This is a genomic window from Psychrobacter sp. 1Y4, assembly GCF_051847555.1.
Genome location: NZ_JBPYDE010001033.1, coordinates 1 through 545 on the forward strand (window position 1 = coordinate 1; position 545 = coordinate 545).

General features: G+C 41.3%; 2 protein-coding genes. Both read left to right on the forward strand.

From position 1 onward, the window contains the following. Positions 1-296: DJ-1/PfpI family protein (locus tag ACS8FC_RS20260; protein WP_439298104.1), on the forward strand; the 296-nt coding region annotated here is incomplete at its 5' end. A 162-nt stretch (positions 297-458) separates the two neighbouring features. Beyond that, a partial coding sequence (locus tag ACS8FC_RS20265; protein WP_439298105.1) for an S-adenosylmethionine synthetase N-terminal domain-containing protein occupies positions 459-545 on the forward strand: 87 nt, incomplete at its 3' end.

The window sequence follows — 545 nt, forward strand, 5'->3', positions numbered from 1 at the left end:
GTACTGGTAGCGCCTTATTAGCAAAAAGCGGTGTATTAAATGGCAAGCGTGCTACCTCTAATAAAATAGCATGGCAATGGGTGACTTGTCAGTCGGATCAAGTTGATTGGGTCGAACAAGCCCGCTGGATTGTTGATGGTAAGTTTTATACGTCATCAGGGGTTAGCGCAGGCATGGATATGGCACTTGGTTTTATCGCTGATAGACATGGCGTCGATAAAGCCTACCAAGTCGCCCAACATACTGAATTTCGCTGGCAAGAAAATAGTGACATTGATGACTTTTACCGACCTTAATCCATCACCAGTTACCTCACAACACCATACATTGCTAGAGTTTTACCTCGATACACGGTAAAATATGCTAATTTTTTGATTCGTTTTCGTCTTTTATTTTTCTATACATTTAATAATGACTGAGTTTGTCGACTACAGTCCCTGCAATTAAGCGACCCCATTATGCGTGAATACAACTTATTTACCTCAGAATCTGTGAGCGAAGGCCATCCTGATAAAATGGCTGATCAAATATCAGATGCTATCCTC